Genomic DNA, 18,633 nt, shown 5'->3' on the forward strand with positions numbered 1-18,633 from the left:
AACGTTGCCAGAACGGCTTGCTCGCGGGTGCAGAAGCCATTGTTACCACATTTAATCAATGGTTGCAACAGAGCAGGTTGAGATCGATAGGCTGCCGATAAAAAGGTCGGAGCAAACCTACGCTTGTTCAACGATGCACATTGCTCAGGTGTTACCCCTATGCAGAGGCGATACCAGCAGCTCGCCGGTGGATCGGCACAGTGCAGGAGCGTCCGGTGCAGCACTTCTGTGCTAAGATATGCTGCATAATTGGATTAGGGTGTCACACAACTACTGCTCTCAGAGGCAATAAAAGATATCTCCCCACCCTAACCCATCCAGCGGGGGCGGGAGTCACCGGTGCAGCGTGCGGTAGTACTGTGTCAGGGTGTGAGCGAGCCGGAGGCTCGCGATCCCAAGGGGATACCAGTCTCAGGCGCAGCAGGGCATCGTTCAGATACCCCCTAGAGTGGGGATAGTGTATCCGGCTTTCTCTGCTACCAGATTTGACACGAGCTGTACACAACAACCTTTTACCCCGACGACACCCCTTAAAACACATCAGCCACCATAATCGTCTGGTCGCGACCAGGGCCAACCGAGATAATGCCCAGGCGGGCACCAACCAACTGGCAAATGCGCGCCACATACGCCTGAGCAGCTTCGGGTAAATCGGCAAAGCGACGAACATGCCGCGTTGGTTCACTCCACCCCGGCAGCTCTTCATAAACCGGTTCGATCTGATCAAACAGCGCTGTCGTGGTAGGGGGATATTCCAGCAGGGCGTCGTGCAGTTTATAGCCTGTACAAATCTTGAGTGTCTCCAGGCCATCGAGCACATCAAGTTTCGTGATTGCCAGGGTATCGACGCCGTTTACCTGCACTGCATAGCGCACCATCACCGCATCAAACCAGCCTACCCGTCGTAGCCGACCGGTCGTGGTGCCAACTTCTGCCCACGGTGTACCGATCTGACGCAGCGCATCAGCCACCGGCCCATCAACTTCGGTAGGGAACGGCCCTTCGCCAACGCGGGTTGTGTAGGCTTTTACCACCCCGATCACCGAATTGATATGCGTCGGGCCGATACCACTACCCTGACATGCACCGGCAGCCCCAGGTGGCGAGGAAGTCACGAAAGGATACGTACCGTGATCAATATCGAGCAACGCACCCTGCGCACCTTCAAGCAGAACCGGCAAATCCTTTCCCAATGCCCGATGAATGATTGGATGAACATCGGTGATATGATTGGCGAGCCGCCGTCCATACTCTAAATAGGTCAGATAGGTGTTGTGCAGCGAGAGCGGAGGGGCATTGTAGAGTTTGGTCAGCAGTCGATTCTTCTCTTCCAGTACTGTGCGCAGCCGGTTCAGCAGCGTCTCTTCGTGCAACAAGTCACCCATTCGAATCCCGGACCGACTCATCTTGTCGGCGTAAGCGGGTCCAATGCCACGACCGGTGGTACCAATCCGCCCTTCACCGCGTGCTTCCTCTTGCAACTGATCGAGCTGGATGTGATACGGCATGATCACATGTGCGCGATCACTGACAAACAATTTGGCGGTAGAAACACCGCGTGCTTCAAGATCCTCAATCTCTTTGATTAGTACTTCCGGATTCACCACTACGCCAGGGCCAATGACATTAACAATACCTGGATCAAAGATGCCAGAAGGCACCAGATGCAGTTTAAAGGTACCAAGATGGTTGACAACCGTATGTCCGGCATTATTGCCGCCACCGTAGCGAATGACCAGCCGCGCCCGCGCAGCCAGCAGATCGACCAGATGGCCTTTACCCTCATCGCCCCACTGAGCGCCAATTAATGCAACTACAGGCATCGCCTCTCTCCTGAAAGATTGATTCTGCTCCGAGTCAGGCGCTGATGACCGACTCGTTTTCTCTTTGACTCTACCAGACACATCATCTCTGCACGTTATCGCTGAGCACGCCAATCATGCACGCAGCGCCGCCCGCAGACCAGACAATGCTTCATCAACGTGCTGCGGCTCGATGATCAGGGGCGGGAGCAGGCGAATGACATCTTCACCAGCCGTAGCGACTAACAGACCGTGGCGATGAGCTGCTTCACGTACAGCACTTGCCGAACCGGCAATGCGCACACCGCGCATCAGGCCACGTCCGCGCAATTCGAGCACCTGATCGGCGTGTTCATTGGCGAAATCCTGCAACGCTTCATCGAGATAATTACTTACCTGCTGGACATGGGCCAGGAAAGCCGTATCGCTAATTTTGCGGAACACGACGGTGCCAACCGCAGTCGCCAGTGGATTACCGCCAAAGGTTGTGCCATGGTCGCCTGGATGAATGGTATCGGCAACGTGTTGGCCCATAAGCACCGCACCAATCGGCAGCCCACCGGCTAACGGTTTGGCTACCGTCATAATGTCTGGCTGAACACCGAGCTGCTCGTGTGCCCAGAGCGTGCCGGTACGACCAACCCCGCACTGAATTTCATCAAAGATCAGCAATGCGCCATAGCGCTGGCACAGTTCGCGCACTCCCTGCATAAAGGCCGGTTCAGCGGCACGCAGGCCACCCTCGCCCTGCACCGGCTCAACCACCACGGCACAGACATCATCGCCCATCACGGCTGCCAGTGAGTCCAGGTCATTGTAGCGGGCAAAGCGCACACCGGGCATCACCGGCATAAACGGCTCCCGGTATTTTTCACGAGCAGTAATGGCAACTGCGCCCATAGTACGCCCATGAAAACTACCGTCGAAGGCAACAATCGTTGTCTTGCCTTCGCCAACATGGGCACGAGCGTAGCGCCGTGAGAACTTAATCGCCCCCTCAATCGCTTCAGCTCCACTGTTGCAGAAAAACGCCTTGGCAAACGCCGGGCTGCTCTGCACCAGGAGCTTTGCCAGTTCAATTGCCGGTTGCGTGTGGTAGAGATTGGAAACGTGGATAAGGCGTTCAGCCTGATCATTGATCGCTTTCAGAACGTCACGGTCACCATAGCCAAGCGCATTCACCGCAATGCCGGCGACAAAATCGAGATACCGCCGACCTTCACTATCGTAAAGATACACCCCTTCGCCACGTTCAATGACGAAATCGGCGCGTACATAGCTCTGCAACAGATATTGGTGATCGGCTTGAATCAGTTCTGCGGCGCGTTCGCCGGTCATAGCATATCCTTTCCGTCGCGGTGGATGATATGTTCACAGGTGCAATTATACCACCGGCAGCAGAGTCGCTGTGGTAACGCCGGTTGTCTCTGAACGTTTGGTGGAAGGCGCACGACTGGCGGATAGTGCCGTATAACTGTGCTACACAGGGGCCGGTAATGCTTCCGTCCTCCACTGCTTCACAGGTAGTCCTAACCGAAAATCAACCTGTTGTACTATAGACGACACTTATCACTTTCGGTACGATGATTTGTAGTGGCATCTTCTTGAAAGCTGTGAGGTCTGCCGTGACAGCCGTCATCGTCCAACCTTCTCATCTCGATCCGCTCAACCAGATCATCACGCTGCTTGAGCAGCTTCGCAATCGTTTACCATTCGCCGAAGAGGAGTTGGTACGCCACACCCAGTTACGCGCTATTCTCGCCGAGCAACAGGAACGGAGTGCGGAAGCCCTGGCCGCATGGCGTGCTGCACTGACAACCCGCTGGGAGTGCGAGGTGCGTGCCCAGCGGCTCTATGCGCACGTGCGGCAACAGGTGCTCGATGTTGTTGGCACTGATACGCGATATTTACAACTCTTTGAACCAGACTCGGCAGCCGGTGCATTGACTGCGACCGATCTGCTGAACAGTTTGCGCCGTCTGGCCGTTGTGCTGAGTTTGATGCAGCCTGTTCCCTCTTTCTGTGAACAGGCACAGGCCAACATTCAGGATATGGCTTCCGAATTGCAGGCTGCTATTCAGCACGCCGAACAGTGCGAAGAAGAGCGTCGCCGGGTGCAGGCTGAACAGCGCCTGTTACTCGATTTGTGCCATCGTTCGTACCGCCGGACACGACAGCGGATTGCCAGGCATCTAGGCGGATGACGTATTGCTAGGCTGCCGGCACTTTCGGGGCCAGTTGGGCCAGTTCGCGGCGTAGCTGATTGATGCGGGCAATCGTGTTACGCTCGTCACCAACACCGGTGGCCAGATGATGCTTTTTATGCGCCAGTTCTGCACAGGCTTCATAAAAACGACTGGCGGTGGCGTTGCGCAGCCGGTTGCGGAGCTGACCACTGAATGATTTCGCAGCATTGTAATGACCCGGTGCAATAATGCCGGCCATCACCTCTTCTGCCAGATAGGTGGCAATGTGATGCTGCTCGCGCCGAATCTCCCAGATCACCAGGCCGAGGACGACGATCCAGGACGACCAGTCGACCAGTAATGTCAGGCCGAGGCCGGTGAGGCCAAACTCACCGGCCAGGAATACAGCCATGGTGTTGTGGAGAGCGTGCAGGCAGACTGCCAGCAGCCAACCGGCAAAGGGGGAAATGAAACGAATAAAGCGGTTCGGGTGCAGCCGCGACATTGCCAGCCCCAGGCCGATCCAGGCAGTATACACAGCGTGGCCCCATCCGCCGAGAATGACGCGCAAGATAAAGAGGGAGATTAAACCGCCAACCCCACTCTCCTGATAGCCCATGAAGTAGAGGTAGAGCAGGTTTTCAGTGGCGGCAAAGCCTAATGCGGTGATAGCAGCGTACAGCATTCCATCGAGCCGCGAATCGAACTCTTCGGGGAAGGCGAGCATGATAATAACAACGGCAATCCCCTTCAGACTCTCCTCTACCAGCGGCGCCAGTAGGGTTGTGCCGGCAACTTCAGCAGAGGCTTCCCCAATGAAGATGGAAAGCGAGACCTGCGCCAGCCCTGTCCAGACGATGGCGCCAAGAGTTGCGACAAATGCACCCCAGATGAATGCCCCAAACAGTAACCGGCGTGGCTCTTTCTCAAACCGGTCAAGCCAGTAAGCAATTGCAGCGTAGATGAATGCCGGCACAAAGCTGAGGATGGCAGCAGCGACAAACCCGATCATAGGACACCCTTCGTGCTCGGTATGGTTCCCCCTAAACGCGCGTCAATGCGGGTGGCGGTATCGAGTGCCCGCCCGAACGCTTTGAACAGCGCCTCGATCTTGTGATGGTCGTTGCGCCCGTACATCACCTGTGCGTGGAGATTGAAACGACCGTTGAAGGCAACACTCTCAAACAAATGGGCCACCAGATCGGTACCGAGCTGTCCTACGCGCATTGTAACAAAATCAGCCTGTACCACACAGTACGGTCGGCCACCAAGATCGACAGCAACCAGCACCAGGGCTTCGTCCATCGGCACAAAGCTGTGTGCGGTACGTACAATGCCGGCCCGCTCACCGAGCGCCTGATTAATGGCCCGACCCAGGCAAATACACACGTCTTCGGCAGTGTGATGCTCATCAATGTGGAGATCGCCCTGCGCCCGCACCTGAAGGTCGAACAAGCCATGGCGTGCCCACAACGTCAGCATATGGTCAAGAAAACCGATACCGGTCTGCACATCAGCCTGTCCACTACCATCGATGGTGAGGGTAAGGGTAATATTTGTCTCACCGGTCACCCGCTCAATGGTCGCCCGCCGGATTCTATTCACTACGCTGCTGACTTCGCTCACTGCTAAATCCCTCCGGGTAACGTCGTCGCAGTTTCTCGATATTGGCCGCCATGACGGTACTCAAGCGAACATCAAGTGCATCGCAGACCAGAGCCGCATACCAGAGAATATCGCCCAACTCTTTCAATAATTCTTCACGATTGAGTGGATGACCGTGAAACAGATGTTTTTTCACGGTGTCGGCGAACTCACCGGCCTCGCCACTCAGGCCAAGCGCCGCATTGGTCAGACGCTCGCACGGTGTCAGACCGGCAGCCAGCGTGCGCATTGCCAGTTCTTGATAGTTATCGGCGTTCATGACGACTCCTCGCCAGCAATGAGGCTTAACAGTTCGGGTAAGACATAGCGATTGCTGCCAATGCCTTCGTTGTGGTAAATGGTCGGCACACCCTGCCAGTCGGTGTAGGCGCCACCAGCTTCGCTCAAAATCGGCAGCAGTGCCGCAGCATCCCAGACGTTCATGGCCGGATCGAGCGCAACTTCGGCGCGACCGGTGGCTACCAGAACGTAGCCGTAGCAATCGCCCCAGGTGCGGAACAGGCCAGCACGCTGCAGAATACGCTGAAAAGCTTCTGATCGGTTGTAGCGTTCGTAGCCGTGAGCCACCGTCCCGACGACCAGACTCTCGCGCAGGCTGGAGACAGACGACACCCGACAGGGTTGATTGTTCCAGTAACAACCCAAACCCTGCGCGGCGGCCACAGTTTCGGCCAGCGCTGGGATATGGATGACACCGAGCACGGGTTCACCTTCCCGCAACAATCCAATCAGCACTCCGTAGAGTGGCACGCCCCGCACAAAACTTTTCGTACCGTCAATCGGATCAAGTACCCAGCGGTAGGTAGCGTGTTCACTCCCGGTCAGACCATCTTCTTCACCAAGGACGGCGTGATCAGGGTAGGCCGCCTGAATCGCGGCGCGCAGATGACGCTCGGCCTCCCGATCAGCAATCGTCACCGGCGACTCATCGGCTTTGTGTTCAACAGTGACACCACGCTGAAAATAGCGCAGCGTGATCTGGCCGGCCTCGTATGCAATCTGGCGGGCAAAGTCAAGCGTGCGGGCAAGAGATGTGCTCATCGGGTCACCTCAGCAAGCATCGTGATCAGCGCATCTGTCTGGGCAGGAGTACCGACGCTGATCCGAATATAGCCATTGAGCAGCGGTGTCTGATAATGGCGCACCAACACCCCACGCCGTTCGAGCGCTAGTTTGAGTTCACGCGCATCACGCCCTTCGACCCGACAGAGGATGAAATTCGCTACACTTGGGAAAGGGGTGAGAAACGGAAACGTGCCGAGATGCTGAAACAGACGCTCACGTTCGGCAACGATAGCCTGCACCCGCGCCCGCAATTCGCTAGCGACAGCCAGTGAAGCCACAGCCGCAGCCTGGGCAGCAACCGAGACATTGTACGGTTGCTTAATCTTCCAGAGTTGCTCACTCAACCAGCGTGGGAACAGGCCATAGCCTACGCGCAACCCGGCCAGACCGGCCCACTTGCTGAATGTGCGGAGAATAGCCAGATTTGGATATCGGTCGAGCAGATCACTCGCACCGACCGGTGCATGCTCTGGCTCAGCAAACTCAATGTACGCCTCATCAACAACCACCAGCAGTGGCAATTCAAGAATCTGGAGTAGTTCGCTGCGTGGCAGCGGGTTGCCGGTGGGATTGTTAGGCGAGGTAAGGAAGATGGCTTTGGCACCCTGCGCTGCTGCCCGGGCAATGGCCGGCAGATCAAGACTGAAATCGGCACGGCGCGGGATACTGATCACCCGCCCACCGCAGATACCGGCATCAAACCGGTACATGCCGAAGGTAGGTGGACAATCGATGATCGCATCGCCGGGACTGATAATCAGGCGTAAAACCAGGTCGATCAATTCATCGGCACCGGCTCCGCAGAGGATTTCTTCCGCTGACCGACCGGTGTAATCGGCCAGCGCCTTCCGCAGCGCCGTCTGCTCTGGGTCGGGATATATATGGTAGGTTGCAGTCGCCTGAAGTGCGGCCAGCGCTGCCGGTGCCGGGCCGTAGGGGTTTTCATTCGCATCGAGCTTGACAATCTGCGCCACCGGCAGGCCAAGACGATCAGCCAGCACGTCTAGCGGTACAATCGGGGTATATGCTTCCAGATCGGCAATCTCAGGACGTATCAAACCGGACAGAACCGACATCATAGTAACTCCATAGTGACGAGGGAGCGCATACCAGCGAGTATGATACCACAGACACAACAGCTACGTGGTATAATTCAAGCCTTGAATAGTTGAATTGAGGGAGGAAGCAATGACCCCACGAGCACTGGATCGGCGCGCAGCGTTGCGGGCCGAACTGCTCGGTCTCGTGCGAGAGCATGTGCCCGACGAAGCTATTGAAGCGCAGATCGAAGCACTGTTGGCCGAGGTATTGGCTGAAGAACCCGTTGTCGAACCACAGCCGGTTGTAACCGATCATCTTCCCCCTGACCAGCGCATTGTGGTGACCGGTCTGGGCGTCATCTCGCCGTTTGGGGTTGGTGTTGAGCCATTTTGGGCCGGTCTCGTTGGCGGGCGTAGTGCGATTGGTCGCATCACCTTTTTCGATCCGAGTGATTATCCCTGTCAACTGGCAGGCCAGGTAAACGATTTTCATCCACAGGAGTTCATGGATGCGAAAGAGGCGCGCCGGATGTCCCGCGCTAGTCAGATGGCCGTAGCCGCTGCCCGGATGGCCCTTGACCACGCTCGCCTGCCGCTCGAACGTATGGCACGCGATGAGATCGGTGTTCTGATCGCCAGCGGGACTACCTCGATGCCCGATGTAGAACAGGCTGTCATCACACTGATCCAGCGTGGTGGCATGAAAATTAGTCCATTTTTCATTCCGGCAGCCCTGCCGAATATGCCCTCCAGCCAGGTCGCCATTCATTTCGGTTTACGTGGCTACACAACCGCGATCTGTACCGCATGTGCTGCCGGTGCGCAGGCAATCGGCGAGGCGGCAGAGGTCATTCGGCGCGGTGATGCCGAAGTGATGCTGGCCGGCGGTGCCGAAGCTCCCATCACTGCCCTCAGCCTGGGTGCATTCTGTGTCATGCGCGCTTTGAGTACGCGCAGTAACCATGAGCCGACACGGGCGTCGCGTCCGTTTGATGTGCTGCGCGATGGCTTTGTTCCCGGCGAAGGGGCAGCCGTGCTGGTGCTTGAACGTCTGAGCAGTGCCCAGCGGCGTGGCGCGCCAATTCTGGCCGAGCTGATCGGGTATGGTGTCTCTGCCGATGCCTATCACGTCACTGCTCCCGATCCAGATGGCGAAGGGGCGGCGCTGGCAATCCGGCGGGCATTGCAACAGGCCCGACTGGCACCGCAACAGGTTGATTACATCAATGCTCACGCCACTAGTACACCGGCGGGTGACATCGCGGAAACCAGAGCGATCAAACAGGTGTTCGATGAATATGCGTACAGTGTGCCGATCAGTTCGATCAAATCGATGATCGGGCATCTCACCGGTGCTGCCGGCGCAGTTGAGGCAGCAGCCACCATTCTGGCGCTGCACCACGGTCAGATTCCACCCACCATTAACCTCGAACATCCCGATCCCGAATGCGATCTCGATTATGTGCCGAATGTTGCTCGTCAGGCAGCCATTCAGGTCGCAATCTCGAATTCGTTCGGGTTTGGCGGGGTGAATGCGGTGCTGGCCTTCCGCAAAATGCCGTGAGCGGATACAATGGTATAGATGGATCACGGCATCCGCTTGCTGTGCAATCTGTTGCCATCAGCCTGCAAACGATGATTACCTGATATGTGGCATGTGTACGGTCACGAATGGGCCATTGAACAGCTCCGCAGTAACATCCGCGGCCAACAGGTAGCCCACGCCTACCTCTTTGCCGGGCCACAAGGACTCGGTAAATCGCTGCTGGCGTTGCGCATGGCGCAGGCGCTGCTGTGCGAACGGCAGACCGGTGATCCCTGTTTGCAATGCCGTTCCTGTCGCCGTATCGAGCACGGCAGCCATCCCGATGTCCGCATTGCCGGGATGGAAACCCAGGCCGCAGCCGCCAAAGCCGAAGATGCCGTGCGCCAGAAAGAGCTGAAAATTGCCACGATCCGCGAGTGGCAACGCGATCTGGCCTTGCGCCCATACGAGGCGCCGCGCCGCGTGCTGATCCTCCACGACGCCGACCGCCTCAGCGAAGAGGCGGCAAATGCGATGCTGAAGACGCTGGAAGAACCACCAGATTACGCGACGCTGCTGCTGGTGGCGCATAGCAATGAGTTGCTGCCGACCATCGTCTCGCGCTGTCGGGTGCTGCGATTACGACCGTTGCCACGGGAGCAGGTAGCGAGCGCACTTCGTGATCAGGGTGCATCCAAAGACCAGGCTGAAATACTGGCCGCCTGGAGTAACGGGCGGATTGGCTGGGCCATCAATTTATTTAACGATCCGTCTGCACAGACTGCACGTCGTGAGTGTCTGGATGCGTTAATCGCGCTATCCTCAGCCCCGATCACGACCGGTCTGCAATGGGCTGAAGAACGGGCCAAAGAATACCGGGCCGGCGATCAGGCAACCGTCTTGATGTGGCTCGAATTGTGGCAGAGCTGGTGGCGTGACGTGATGTATGTTGCTGCCAGCTGTGATGAAGCTATCACCAACATTGATCGTCGGACTGAATTGGCAGCTCTGGCCGGTCGGGTTACACCGGCAACGGCGTTTGCTTTTCTCCAACAGATCATGACGGTGAGCCGGCAATTGCTGGAAAACGTCAACCCGCAACTGGCGCTTGAACACCTCGTCTTGCACATACCGCACTCTGGCTGACGGAGGAAGGCATGCATCACCCATCGATCTTCGATCTTCATGCAGCAGTCATTGACGACTATCGTATATTTGTCGAGTCGTTTATCCGCATTGCTGATGATCGGATTCGGGCCTCGGTTGAGGAGAAACTTGCCCGGCAGGAACTCTGGCCAGAGCCACTCGTTCAGCTCAGCCCAACCTACAAGATGGCGCAAACCGTCGATGATCTGGAGCAGGCCGGGATGATCAGACCGGAAACTGCTCACTTCTTTCGTACAGTTTCGAATGCACCGTTTCATCTCTATCAACACCAGTACGAGGCGGTTGCACGCGCTGCTCGCGGCGAGAGTTTTGTGGTGACTAGCGGCACCGGTTCAGGCAAAAGTACCTGCTACTTTCTGCCCATTATTGATGATCTGCTGCGCCAGACCAAACCTGTCAGCGGCGTGCAGGCGCTGATCATCTATCCGATGAACGCACTGGTCAACTCGCAAGAGCAGGCTCTGCGCCGCCTTGCCGACCAGTATCGCGTGCAGTACGGCCGTGAATTCCCGATCCGCTTTGCCCGTTATACTGGTGAAACCAGCGAAGAACTACGGCAAGAACTCCGTCGTCACCCACCCCACATTCTGTTGACAAACTATGTCATGGCAGAATTGATGCTGGTGCGTCCTGACGACCAGAAGCTGATCGGCGAGACGATGAAGGGGTTGCACTTCCTGGTCTTCGACGAATTGCATACCTATCGTGGCCGCCAGGGCGCCGATGTTGCGATGCTGATCCGTCGCCTCAAACAGCGCTGCGCCGCCCCTGACATCCGCCATATCGGGACATCGGCAACGATGGTAGCCGGCTCAGAGGCATCTGCTGAAGAGCGACGGCGAGTGGTGGCCGAATTCGCTTCCCGTTTCTTTGCCCATCCGATCAGCGCCGATCAGGTGATTGAAGAGACGCTTGAGCCACTGACGATTGGTGGTCAACCGACGGAAGCCGAGTTACGCACAGCCTTGACCGAACCTCTCCCGGCAAGCGACAATCTGCTGCCCTGGGAAGCGTTGCGCCGCCATCCACTCGCCCGCTGGCTCGAATACGCACTGGGCATCCAGACCGATACCGATGGCCGGCTGGTACGTCGCCCGCCGCGTACCTTGAGCGATGCGGCCAGTGAACTGGCCGAAATGATCGGTTGCACTCCAGAGGCGAGCCGCAAGGCGATCCAGCACATGCTAGAGGAGGGGAGTGCCATGCAGCGCCCTGACGGTCGCCGGGCGTTTGCCTTTAAGTTACACCAGTTTATCGCCCAAAGTCACCGGGTGTATGCCAGCCTGGAAGATCGCCAGACCCGCCAGATTCAGCTCGAAGGCGTGCTGCGCAATCAACAGGGCCAGCTCCTGTTCCCTCTTGTCTTCTGCCGTCATTGTGGTCAGGAGTATTACGATATTGTGTTGAAAGAGAAACGGCAGGCAGTCCCACTCCTTGACTTACGGATGTATGAGAACGACCGCAGCGCCCGTCCGGGATATTTGATGCTGGCTCACGAATCTGATGACTGGAGCGAGGAAAAACTACCTGACGAGTGGCTTAATGCCAGAGGCCTGTTGGACAAGAAATGGAAATCGCGGGTACCGATAAAGATGTGGGTGCAGCCTGACGGTAATTGTAGCGAGTATCCACTTCCCAACAGCCAGCCCATGTGGTTTCAAGAGCGGCCCTTTACCATTTGCCTGAATTGTGGTGAATGGTATGACGGACGGGCGACAGAGTATACCAAACTCAGCACCCTCTCCAGCGAGAATGTATCAAGTGCGACTTCAATCCTCGCCATTTCGCTGTTGCAGCATGCGCAACGTACCGGAGCCGCCAGCAACCGCTTGCTCTCGTTTGTTGACAACCGTCAGGACGCCGCGTTGCAGGCCGGTCACTTTAACGACCTCATCCATATTACTGTAATCCGGGCAGCACTGGTGGAAGCGTTACAATCCCATGGTGAACTGAGAGACAGTAACGTTGCGGAAGAGGTTGTCAAATATACCACTCTACAGCTCTCCGACATTGCCAGGAATAGTGCGCTGCGTAGTAATGCGCCAATGGCAAAGGAAGTATGGAAGACCTTCACCGATCTGGTGGAATACTGGCTGTACGAAGACCTGCAACGCGGCTGGCGCAGCATCGTTCAACCCAATCTTGAGCAACTCAAGCTGCTCAAGATTGCTTACACCGGACTCGATGAATTTTGCACCGACGACACAATCTGGCAGGGTGTGTTGCAGCGCATTCCGGTGGATCAACGAACGACAATTGTGAACAGGGTGCTTGATGCTATGCGGCAGCGGCGGGCAATCAGTGTGCGCTGGTTGCAAGAAGAGAATCAGGGTGAGCTGACCAGACGGATAACGAATCATCTGAATGAATTTTGGGGATTTGATGCAGACGATGCGAGCGGTCTCCAGCCTGCAACCTGTGCCGTAGTACGCGGACAGGCCAGCAAGCCGATTAATGGCATCTCGCTCGGCCCCCGTAGCCGCCTGGGACGGGACATACGCAAGAAGCTCAATCTGCAACCAGATGAATACATCACGTTGATGAAAGCACTCCTTGATGAGCTGGCAGGGTATGGACTAGTCGTCCGCCTGGAGCCAATCGCCGATCACCAGCGCTTTCAGCTCAACGCAGCCTGTCTACGCTGGTGCAAGGGTGATGGTCTACAACTAATATCGGCAGATCACCCATCCTCAGATCAGAACGGTGTGCAAAAGGAACGATCCAATCGCTTCTTCCGTCAGTTCTACCTGCAAAAGGCGCAATCACTGGCCTCATTGGAAGCTCGCGAACATACAGCGCAGGTCGTGGCGCCGGGTGAACGCGAGCGTCGTGAGAAGCGCTTCCGCTGGACGGAAGCGGAACGAAACGATCCAGGCATCAATCGGCCTCTCCCCTTCCTGGTTTGTTCGCCAACGATGGAACTGGGCATTGACATCGCCGACCTGGAACTGGTACATCTGCGCAATGTGCCACCAACCCCAGCCAACTACGCCCAGCGTAGTGGACGGGCCGGACGCCAGGGCCAGCCGGGGTTGATTATCACCTACTGTCGTGCCAACCGTCCCCACGACCAGTACTTCTTTCGTCGCCGCCACGAGATGGTAGCCGGTAGTGTCCAGGCACCGCGCATTGATCTGACGAGTGAGGCGTTGGTACGTGCCCATCTGCACGCGATCTGGCTGGCCGCAGTCCGCCTACCGCTGGGGCATTCGATTGGCGATATAATCGATCTCGACCAGCCAGACCTGCCCCTCACCCCGAACACGCTCCACCAGATTCGACTATCACCGGCACACCTGCGTGACGTGCGTGAACAGATTGAGTCGGCGCTGTTGAGCGATGATCTCAGAAGTATCGCACCGTGGTACAGTGAACGCTGGCTGGAAGACGCTCTCAACGAAGCGCCAGAGCGGTTTGATCGGGCGTTTGATCGCTGGCGCGAATTGTACCGCATTGCCATACGACAATCATCTGAAGCGAACAATCTCTTGTATAGCCGCGATAAAAAAGTGCGGGATCAAGGCAAACGGCTCCTGGATGAAGCACTGCGCCAGCGCAACCTGCTCCTGCAAGACAATGTTGCCAGCGAGGAGAGCGATTTCTACCCCTACCGCTACCTGGCTACCGAAGGCTTCCTGCCCGGCTACAACTTCCCGGCTCTGCCGGTGCGTGCGTGGATCAAACGTGGTGATGGTGAGTTCATCCCGCGCCCACGGGTGCTCGGACTACGCGAATTCGCGCCGCACAACTACATCTACCACGAAGGCGCCAAATGGGAAGTGGTCAGTTTTCGTACTGCGGCTGATGGCCTGCACAATCGCCGCTCAGCACGCAAACTCTGCTACACGTGCGGAACATTTACCGATCCCGGTGATGATCGCTGTCCGGTGTGCGAAACGCTATTCGATGGCAAGAACAGCTACCTGGCGACCCTGCTCGATATGCCGAATGTGACAACCCGGCGCCGTGAGCGTATCACGTCTGAAGAGGAAGAACGGCGGCGGCGCGGTTTCGATACTCTGACCACCTTCCGTTTTGCGCCCAACAATGCCCATCAGATGAAGGCGCATATTGTCAACGCCACCGATCTCCTGTTTGAGCTGACATATGCCCCGGCAGCAACCATCCTCACCATCAATCGGGGCTGGTTAGCCGGCAAAGAGTCTGGCTTCCTCGTCAATCTCGACACCGGCGACATCGTCAGCGAACAAGACCTGCTGGACGATATTGGGCCGCCACGTGCGAAACCACCAGGTGAGCGGGTCTTTATCAGCGCCCAGGAAACGCAAAACATCCTGATGATGCGGTTTATCGGTCAGCAGACAGGTATCGCGGCGACCAATTGGATTAGCCTGAAGCATGCGTTACGCTTTGGCCTGGTCGAGACATTCCAACTCGATGCGGATGAAATCGGGATCGAAGTTGTTGGCCGTGACCAATGGCAATCGCTCCTGTTCATCGAGAAGAGTGAAGGTGGCGTTGGCGTGCTCCGACGGCTGATCGAAGAAACAGCCGCTTTTCCACGCATGATTCGTGCTGTCCTGGAGCTGTGCCACTTTACGGTAGACGGTCAGGATACGAAACCGGAATGCACGGCGGCATGCTACGACTGCCTGCTCAGTTTCTCGAACCAACACGAGATTTTACAGATCAACCGGCATGCTATTCGTGATCTCCTGGTGGCCCTGAGTCAGGCAGAACTGCGGCGCGAAAGCAACCGGCGTTCGTATATTGAACACCTGGAGTTCTTACTATCGCGCATCGATCCGCAATCCGACCTGGAGCACCGCTTCCTAAGAATGCTCAAGGCGCACAATGCCCGTCTCCCTGACAATGCGCAAGAACGGATCATTGAACTGAATTGTGTTGCCGATTTCTTTTACGACCCAAACGTCTGCGTCTTTTGCGATGGCAGCGTCCACGACGAACCAACCCAACAGGCGCTTGATAGTCGGATTCGACGCGATCTACGCGCACACGGTTATCGAGTCATCGTTATCCGGCATGATCGCGATTTAGAGGAACAGATTCGATCATACCCTGACGTATTTGGTATCAGCGGATGAATTGATGGCGCAATCCAACGCTCGCTCCCTGCCAGACAGCCACGCACTGGTAGAGAGCACAGGTACCGGAGTCGAGTTATGTTGCCGCTGCTGAGCGTGCGCGAATTACATGTGGTCTTCGGCGCCAAACCGATCTTGAGCGGGATCATGTTTGATTTACGCCCAGGTGAGATTTTGGGCGTGGTCGGCTTGCGCAGCGCCGGTAAGTCGGTTCTTTTACAAGTCCTGGCCGGCATCTACCCGCCAACCACCGGCGAAGTTCAGATCGATGGTATACCACTGGCCTGGAAAGCCCAATCTGCGCAGCGCCTGGGGATTGAGTTCGTCCCCCAAACCCCGCCATTGGTCGAGATCATGCCGGTGCTGAACAATATCTTCCTTGGACGCGAGCGAGGCAACCGTCGGCTCAATCAGGCTACGATGGCGACTATCGCTTATCAGTGGCTTGACCGGTTTGGGTTACCGCCGGGACTGGCCCATCAGCAAACGGCTGACCTGACCGAAGAGGAGCGGCAACTGATCGCGCTCATCCGGGCTTTCGTGCGGCCTGTCCGGCTGTTGATCCTTGATGAAGCATTCTCGGCACTGAGCTTTATGCGCCAGCAAGCCGTCTTGCACTATCTGCGCGAACTGGCGGCAACCGGCGTCGGCATTATCTTTAGCAGTGACGACCTTAATCTCATTTTCAGCATCACCAACCGCATCCTGGTCTTGTATCAGGGGCGTCAGGCCGCACTGCAAACGACCGGTAATACGACCCCGCGCGATATTGTCGAGCTGATGGTTGGTTCGGTACGTCAGGAACGAGTCACACCGCTGATTTGGGCCTTTGAAAACTACTATCAGGCTCAGCAACAGGCCGAGATATTGCGTCAGCGCCAGCAACAATTGCAACACAACCTAGACGAACAAGACTCGCTGAATCGGGAACTGGTACGGCAATTACAAACCCAAATGATCGCCCTGGATCAGCTCAATCGGGCTTTGCAAGAGGCAAATCATCGCCTGATTGACGAACGTGAAGCCGAACGCAAAGCCCTGGCCCGTGAACTGCACGACCAGGTCATTCAAGACCTGCTCAGCTTCAATTATCAGCTTGAGCACGTCGAAGAGGAGATTGACCAGGAAAGCATCCTGGAAGAATTGCAGCATATCCGGCGGGGCATCCGGGAAGTTGTCGCCATGCTGCGCCAGATGTGCAGCGATCTGCGTCCTCCCACCCTGGATAGTCATGGTCTGGCGGCTGCCCTCCGCTCTCTGGTAAGTCAGTGGAGTGAGCAAACCGGTATTCGCGTTGAGTTGAAGATCGCTGAACCGTTAGAACGCTGGTCAGAGACCATCGAACTCACCGTCTTTCGGATTGTGCAAGAGGGGCTTAACAATGTGCGAAAGCATGCTCGTGCGACGCAGGTCGTGCTTGAGGTGCGCCGGACATCAGCAGCGGGGATTACGGTTCGCTTAGCCGACAATGGCAAAGGGATGGCTACCCCACCCGATCTGCGCAGCCTTTCAGAGCAAAAACACTTTGGCCTGATCAGCATTAGCGAACGAGTTTCCCTCTTACGCGGCACCCTGCGGATCGGCCCCTCGGCATGGGGAGGATTAGAGTTACAGGTTGAAATCCCCAATCCGGCACCCTTCCCGACAACCGAAGGGATTGGGGTGGTTTAGAGAACTTTCCGCTTACGGCGCAGCGCATCCTCAACTACCTGGCGCACCGTAGCGGCGTCGAGGTCTTTTTTGTCGAGAAATGCTATGGCTCCTGCCTCCAGCCCCAGACGGCGAAACTCGCGATCAGGGTAGGCACTAATCAAGATCACGCGCACGTCGGCCTGAGACATTTTGATGCGGCGTAGGCATTGAATCCCGTCACCGTCATTCAAAATAACATCAACAAACACCAGATCGGGCGTGATCTGTTGAAGTAAGCGAACTGCCTGATGACAATCTTCAGCCTCGTAAAGCTGCGCTTCGCCACAGGCTTTGCCGATCATCCGCTTCAATTGCGCACGATACCGTTCGTTATCGTCAACGACCAGCACGGTCAACGGTGAGACACCGCTAACTACGGACTCACGGTTCTGGGCCGCTTCGTAACCGGTTTCAGCCAGTAGTTCAGGGTGATGAATAGCGAATTGATACGCCTCAAGCCGGCTACTCACATGAATAGCACGGTAGAGTGCTGTCAGATGGTTCTCGATGGTCTTGACACTCAGATCCATTTCTTGCGCCATCCGCCGGTTGTCGTAGCCCTGGACAATCAGGCGCAAGAGTTCGCGTTGGCGCCGGGTCAGCGTGACATGCGGTGAGCGGGTAATCTGTGGTGCTGCCTGAATAATACGGTTTAAGAGTGGGCTGGAAATCCAATTCCCGCCGGCCATAATGCGTTGCACCGCCAGTTGCAGATCGCTGAGGGGCTGATCCTTGAGGTGATAGCCATTCACACCAGCCGCCAGCAGACCGACCACATAGGACTGATCGTCGTAGGCACTGACAACCAGAATCTTCATTGCCGGATAGGTAGCGTGAATCTGACGAATTGTGGCAATTGGCTCAAAATCAGGCATAGCGACATCAACGACCAGCAGATCGGGGTGGTGTTGCGCCAGCACGGCCAGTAATTGCGGCCCATCAGCCGCCTCACCAACCACCTCACACTCCGGTAGACTAGCCAGCGCGCTCCGCAATCCGGCGCGCACTACCGCGTGATCATCGGCCACCACAACGCGCGTTGTTCCCATTGCCAATGCCTCACTACAATCCCAACCCAGGAATTATCTCCGCTTCATTGCCAGTAGTTGTTCATTAAGATAAATGATATTATCCCCGAAAAAGGATTGTGAGGCAAATAGGGGTAACTCGGAGCAATGTTGTAGAACCTGTTTCAAAAATGTCTGCTTAACAGCATATTGTAGAACCTGTTTCAAAAAACATCTCCTATGAAGGTATCTCATTCATTGCCGACCAATGCTATGTTCGTGATGGGCACACCCGGCATCCGCGTGACCAGTCGGGTCAACGACGCGACACACGATATGGCGTGTGTACGGCTGGCGCGGCAGCATGGCTGCCGCACTCCAAACGACGCCACACGCGGATGATGAGCGAACAAGACAA

At 56.5% G+C, this 18,633-nt stretch carries 13 protein-coding genes; 5 read left to right on the forward strand and 8 right to left on the reverse strand.

The genetic code is table 11. The features are described 5' to 3' along the window. Positions 1–530 precede the first annotated feature (530 nt). Together VAE55_RS12405 and VAE55_RS12410 are read right to left on the reverse strand one after the other, a co-directional pair. On the reverse strand, positions 531–1,823 hold the full coding sequence (locus VAE55_RS12405; RefSeq protein WP_322816091.1) for an adenylosuccinate synthase: 1,293 nt from the start codon (positions 1,821–1,823) through the stop codon (positions 531–533). A gap of 114 nt (positions 1,824–1,937) precedes the next feature. Then, positions 1,938–3,140 carry an aspartate aminotransferase family protein gene (locus tag VAE55_RS12410; RefSeq protein WP_322816092.1) on the reverse strand — a complete coding sequence of 401 codons (1,203 nt, stop codon included), beginning with the start codon at positions 3,138–3,140 and terminating at the stop codon, positions 1,938–1,940. Between the two features lie 287 nt (positions 3,141–3,427). On the opposite strand from VAE55_RS12410, the gene VAE55_RS12415 reads away from it, so the two are divergent. Next, the gene (locus tag VAE55_RS12415; RefSeq protein ID WP_322816093.1) at positions 3,428–4,006 is read left to right on the forward strand and encodes a hypothetical protein; all 579 of its coding nucleotides are present in this window, start codon (positions 3,428–3,430) and stop codon (positions 4,004–4,006) included. Between the two features lie 7 nt (positions 4,007–4,013). Here VAE55_RS12415 and VAE55_RS12420 read toward each other — a convergent pair whose 3' ends face one another. From VAE55_RS12420 to hisC, 5 genes are read right to left on the reverse strand one after another with little or no spacing between them, the layout of a single operon-like run. Next, on the reverse strand, positions 4,014–5,000 hold the full coding sequence (locus VAE55_RS12420; protein WP_322816094.1) for a PrsW family intramembrane metalloprotease: 987 nt from the start codon (positions 4,998–5,000) through the stop codon (positions 4,014–4,016). Then, positions 4,997–5,614: an imidazoleglycerol-phosphate dehydratase HisB gene (gene hisB / locus VAE55_RS12425; protein WP_322816095.1), complete on the reverse strand. Its 618-nt coding sequence runs from the start codon at positions 5,612–5,614 to the stop codon at positions 4,997–4,999. The genes VAE55_RS12420 and hisB overlap by 4 nt, the downstream gene beginning before the upstream one ends. Continuing rightward, positions 5,586–5,912 (reverse strand): nucleoside triphosphate pyrophosphohydrolase family protein, encoded by a 327-nt coding sequence (locus tag VAE55_RS12430; RefSeq protein WP_322816096.1) that lies wholly within the window; start codon positions 5,910–5,912, stop codon positions 5,586–5,588. Before VAE55_RS12430 ends, hisB begins: the two co-directional genes overlap by 29 nt. Continuing rightward, positions 5,909–6,694: an inositol monophosphatase family protein gene (locus tag VAE55_RS12435; RefSeq protein WP_322816097.1), complete on the reverse strand. Its 786-nt coding sequence runs from the start codon at positions 6,692–6,694 to the stop codon at positions 5,909–5,911. Before VAE55_RS12435 ends, VAE55_RS12430 begins: the two co-directional genes overlap by 4 nt. Further along, positions 6,691–7,797, reverse strand: a complete 1,107-nt coding sequence (gene hisC / locus VAE55_RS12440; protein WP_322816098.1) for a histidinol-phosphate transaminase — start codon at positions 7,795–7,797, stop codon at positions 6,691–6,693. Before hisC ends, VAE55_RS12435 begins: the two co-directional genes overlap by 4 nt. A 109-nt stretch (positions 7,798–7,906) precedes the next feature. Between hisC and fabF the strand changes: the two genes are divergently transcribed. The 4 genes from fabF to VAE55_RS12460 all read left to right on the forward strand — a co-directional run bounded on the left by fabF (position 7,907) and on the right by VAE55_RS12460 (position 17,187). Next, the gene (gene fabF, locus VAE55_RS12445) at positions 7,907–9,322 is read left to right on the forward strand and encodes a beta-ketoacyl-ACP synthase II (protein WP_322816099.1); all 1,416 of its coding nucleotides are present in this window, start codon (positions 7,907–7,909) and stop codon (positions 9,320–9,322) included. Positions 9,323–9,406: 84 nt separating this feature from the next. Further along, positions 9,407–10,429, forward strand: a complete 1,023-nt coding sequence (gene holB / locus VAE55_RS12450; RefSeq protein WP_322816100.1) for a DNA polymerase III subunit delta' — start codon at positions 9,407–9,409, stop codon at positions 10,427–10,429. An 11-nt stretch (positions 10,430–10,440) separates the two neighbouring features. Beyond that, complete coding sequence (locus VAE55_RS12455; RefSeq protein ID WP_322816101.1) at positions 10,441–15,516, forward strand: DEAD/DEAH box helicase; 5,076 nt, start codon at positions 10,441–10,443, stop codon at positions 15,514–15,516. 78 nt (positions 15,517–15,594) lie between these two features. Continuing rightward, on the forward strand, positions 15,595–17,187 hold the full coding sequence (locus VAE55_RS12460; protein WP_322816102.1) for an ATP-binding cassette domain-containing protein: 1,593 nt from the start codon (positions 15,595–15,597) through the stop codon (positions 17,185–17,187). On the opposite strand, the gene VAE55_RS12465 is transcribed toward VAE55_RS12460, so the two are convergent. Beyond that, positions 17,184–18,257, reverse strand: a complete 1,074-nt coding sequence (locus VAE55_RS12465) for a response regulator transcription factor (protein ID WP_322816103.1) — start codon at positions 18,255–18,257, stop codon at positions 17,184–17,186. The genes VAE55_RS12460 and VAE55_RS12465 overlap by 4 nt on opposite strands. Positions 18,258–18,633 lie beyond the last annotated feature (376 nt).

The organism is Chloroflexus sp., from assembly GCF_034432675.1.
GTDB lineage: Bacteria > Chloroflexota > Chloroflexia > Chloroflexales > Chloroflexaceae > Chloroflexus.

Bases quoted from the DNA above. Each gene is read 5' to 3' on its own strand.
- VAE55_RS12405 (WP_322816091.1), bottom strand. From the start codon at position 1,823: ATGCCTGTAGTTGCATTAATTGGCGCTCAGTGGGGCGATGAGGGTAAA.
- VAE55_RS12410 (WP_322816092.1), bottom strand. From the start codon at position 3,140: ATGACCGGCGAACGCGCCGCAGAACTGATTCAAGCCGATCACCAATAT.
- VAE55_RS12420 (WP_322816094.1), bottom strand. From the start codon at position 5,000: ATGATCGGGTTTGTCGCTGCTGCCATCCTCAGCTTTGTGCCGGCATTC.
- VAE55_RS12430 (WP_322816096.1), bottom strand. From the start codon at position 5,912: ATGAACGCCGATAACTATCAAGAACTGGCAATGCGCACGCTGGCTGCC.
- VAE55_RS12435 (WP_322816097.1), bottom strand. From the start codon at position 6,694: ATGAGCACATCTCTTGCCCGCACGCTTGACTTTGCCCGCCAGATTGCA.
- hisC (WP_322816098.1), bottom strand. From the start codon at position 7,797: ATGATGTCGGTTCTGTCCGGTTTGATACGTCCTGAGATTGCCGATCTG.
- fabF (WP_322816099.1), top strand. From the start codon at position 7,907: ATGACCCCACGAGCACTGGATCGGCGCGCAGCGTTGCGGGCCGAACTG.
- holB (WP_322816100.1), top strand. From the start codon at position 9,407: ATGTGGCATGTGTACGGTCACGAATGGGCCATTGAACAGCTCCGCAGT.
- VAE55_RS12455 (WP_322816101.1), top strand. From the start codon at position 10,441: ATGCATCACCCATCGATCTTCGATCTTCATGCAGCAGTCATTGACGAC.
- VAE55_RS12460 (WP_322816102.1), top strand. From the start codon at position 15,595: ATGTTGCCGCTGCTGAGCGTGCGCGAATTACATGTGGTCTTCGGCGCC.
- VAE55_RS12465 (WP_322816103.1), bottom strand. From the start codon at position 18,257: ATGGGAACAACGCGCGTTGTGGTGGCCGATGATCACGCGGTAGTGCGC.